Source organism: Mesorhizobium sp. M1A.F.Ca.ET.072.01.1.1, from assembly GCF_004023325.1.
Taxonomy (GTDB): Bacteria; Pseudomonadota; Alphaproteobacteria; order Rhizobiales; family Rhizobiaceae; genus Mesorhizobium.
Genome location: NZ_RZSF01000513.1, coordinates 1 through 3,217 on the forward strand (window position 1 = coordinate 1; position 3,217 = coordinate 3,217).

Genomic DNA, 3,217 nt, shown 5'->3' on the forward strand with positions numbered 1-3,217 from the left:
ACCTGTTCCTGGATGACGCTCTGCGGCCCGTCGGCGATCTCCGAGGCGATCTCGACGCCGCGGTTCATCGGCCCGGGATGCATGACCAGCGCATCCTCCTTGGCCGCTTTCAGCTTCTCGGCGTCGAGGCCGAAATAGCGGAAATATTCACGGATCGACGGCACGAAAGCGCCTTCCATGCGCTCGCGCTGCAGGCGCAGCATCATCACGACGTCGGCGTCCTTGAGACCTTCCGCCATCGAGCGCGACACGATCACGCCCATCCTGTCGATGCCCGCGGGCAGCAGCGTCGAGGGTGCGACCACCCGCACCTGCGCGCCGAGCGCGTTCAAGAGCATGATGTTCGAGCGGGCGACGCGCGAATGCAGAATGTCGCCGCAGATCGCCACGATCAGCTTCGACAGCGGGCCCTTGGCGCGGCGGATGGTCAGCGCGTCGAGCAGCGCCTGCGTCGGGTGCTCATGTGCGCCGTCGCCGGCGTTGACCACCGAGCAGCCGACCTTTTGCGCCAAAAGTGCTGCCGCGCCCGCCGACTGATGGCGGATGATCAGGATGTCCGGACGCATGGCGTTGAGTGTCATGGCGGTGTCGATCAGCGTCTCGCCCTTCTTCACCGAAGAGCTCGCCACCGACATGTTCATGACGTCGGCCCCGAGCCGTTTTCCGGCGAGCTCGAAGGACGATTGCGTGCGGGTCGAGGCCTCGTAGAAGAGGTTGATCTGTGTCCGGCCGCGCAGCGTCGAGGTCTTCTTTTCAGATTGCCGCGAGATCGAGACGGCCCGGTCGGCGCGATCGAGCAGCAGCTCGATATCAGCGGGGGAAAGATCGCGGATGCCTAGAAGATGGCGGTGAGGGAACAGCGGCAGGGACGAAGCGTCGGTCATCTCAAGGCGCTGCTATAGGGTGCGGTCCGGCCAGCCGCAAGCGCCAGCTTTGGATTGCGCGCGTTCTCCCCGGTATTTTCGTCGCGCGCCTTGCATTGCTTGGCTATAAGGCCCGATGGCTTCGGATTCGCGACCGCGGCCTTGAGATGGTAAGGACCTCTCTGCCAACTGAAGGATTGGGCGTGACCGACGAGGTGATCAACCAGCCGCCGCCACTGACGGGCGGCAACGCATGGCGGGGCGATCCGTTGCTCATCCAGCTTGCCGAGCGTTTTTCCGATTCCGTCCGCAAGGATCTGGACGGGCTCGGCAGGTTCGTCATGACGCAGGAGGCACAGGAACTTGCCCGGCTCGCCAACACCGACACACCGAAGCTCAGGACGCATGACCGCCAGGGCCGACGCGTCGATCTGGTCGAATTTCATCCCGCTTATCATGCGCTCATGCGACGCTCGGTTGCCGGCGGCCTGCATTCCTCGGTTTGGGAAAACGGCGATGCCGAGATCGGCCGCCGGCATCAGGTGAGGGCGGCGCGCTTCTACCTGACCGCGGAGCTCGAAACCGGACATCTTTGCCCCATCACCATGACCAGCGCTTCGCTGGCGGCGCTGATGGCGAGCCCAAAGCTGTTCCGCGAATGGGCGCCGCGCGTGACAACGCGCAAATACGACCAGAGCCAGAAGCCGCCGGTGCAAAAGACCGGGCTTACCCTCGGCATGGGCATGACCGAGAAACAGGGCGGCACCGACGTGCGCGCCAATGTCACAAAGGCCGAGCGCGCGGGAAACGGCTTCTATCGGCTGACCGGGCATAAATGGTTCATGTCGGCGCCGATGTCCGACGCCTTTCTCGTGCTCGGCCAGGTGCCGGAGGGGCTTTCATGCTTCCTGGTTCCGCGCATTCTGGGCGACGGCTCGGGCAATGGCTTCCGTTTCCAGCGCCTGAAGGACAAGCTCGGCAACCGCTCCAACGCCTCGTCGGAGGTCGAGTTCACCAATGCCATCGGCGAGATGGTCGGCGAGCCGGGCGCCGGGATCAAGACGATCATGGACATGGTCACGCTGACCAGGCTCGACTGCGCCGTCGCTTCGTCAGCGCTCATGCGCGCCGGGCTGGCCGAAGCCGTCCACCACGCGCGCCATCGCCAGGTGTTCGGCACCAGTCTGGTCGATCAACCGCTGATGCAGCGGGTCCTTGCCGACATGGCGCTCGACGTTGCCGCCGCGACGGCGCTGTCGTTCCGGCTGGCGCGTTCCTTCGACGAGGCGGCGAGCGATCGCGGCGAGGCGGCCTTTGCTCGCGCCATGACGCCAGTGGTCAAATACTGGGTATGCAAGATCGCGCCGGTCTTGCTTTACGAGGCGATGGAGTGCCTCGGCGGCAACGGCTATGTCGAGGAAGCGCCGCTTGCCCGCTATTACCGTGAGGCTCCGGTCAACGCGATCTGGGAAGGCTCCGGCAACGTCATGGCGCTCGACGTGCTGCGTGTGCTTGGCCGCGCGCCAGGCCTGTTCGAGGAGGTGCTGGCCGGCATCGACCGCGACCTCGGCGCCGGCGGGCGGGGCACCATCGGCGTGCTCAACGCGGCCATGCAGGTGGCTTCGACAGACCAGGGCTCGGCGCGCCTGCTGACCGAACAGCTGGCGTTTTCGGCGGCGGCGGCGGAGCTGCGCCGGCTGGGGGCAGGGCGGATCGCCGACGCCTTCGTCGAAACAAGACTCGGCGGCCAATGGCGCACCACCTACGGCATGCTCGATTCGCGCCATGACTCGCGCATGATCATCGACACGCTCTACCCGCCGCTGAGCTGAGCAGCCTGAAAGGCGTTCGATCGCCGGCCTGTGGATTGTCGTTAACCTTAACGAATGGTTTCCATTGCGGGGAGGCTTCGCGGAGCCCACTCTGTCCACCGGAGTAGGGAAATGTTAACCATGGCGATCCCGTGCTCCCCTAGGCAGGAAGCGCATGCGGCACGTTTTGACATCATTTCTGGCCTTGCATTGGGCGCTCGTCTTCGCCCTGCTGTCCTACATCTGCATGGATGGCAATCGCGGCATCGCGTCGGCGCTCGGCGTGCTTGGCGTCTCGCTGCAAAGCAGCCGTTTCCCGGATCTCGATCATGCTCTCGTCGTGGCGCCGCTCGCGGTCGCTCTGCTGATCGTCGCGCTGCTGTTCTGCTGGGCCTTCGTCGAGACGCTGCTCAACATCGCGACAAGGCGGGATGCGGGCGATACGGTGGTGCGAATAGCCTTCATCTGCGCCTCCTTCCTGCTTTCGGTGATTCTCGTCGGCGGCGCCGCGCAAGGCATCAACGGGTTGTTCATGATCGTCGC

Annotated in this window: 3 protein-coding genes; 2 read left to right on the top strand and 1 reads right to left on the bottom strand. The window is 65.0% G+C overall.

All coding sequences use genetic code 11. The features are described 5' to 3' along the window. Window positions 1-884: aspartate carbamoyltransferase catalytic subunit (locus EOA32_RS35305; RefSeq protein ID WP_128374155.1), on the bottom strand; the 884-nt coding region annotated here is incomplete at its 3' end. Window positions 885-1,030: 146 nt separating this feature from the next. Between EOA32_RS35305 and EOA32_RS35310 the strand changes: the two genes are divergently transcribed. Both EOA32_RS35310 and EOA32_RS35315 read left to right on the top strand, forming a co-directional pair. Beyond that, window positions 1,031-2,695, top strand: a complete 1,665-nt coding sequence (locus tag EOA32_RS35310; RefSeq protein WP_189407644.1) for a DNA alkylation response protein — start codon at window positions 1,031-1,033, stop codon at window positions 2,693-2,695. A 154-nt stretch (window positions 2,696-2,849) separates the two neighbouring features. Beyond that, window positions 2,850-3,217, top strand: a 368-nt coding sequence (locus tag EOA32_RS35315; RefSeq protein ID WP_128374157.1) for a hypothetical protein, incomplete at its 3' end; no start/stop codon positions are given.

Coding starts and splice junctions, on each gene's coding strand:
- EOA32_RS35310 (WP_189407644.1), top strand. CDS start 1,031: ATGGTAAGGACCTCTCTGCCAACTGAAGGATTGGGCGTGACCGACGAG.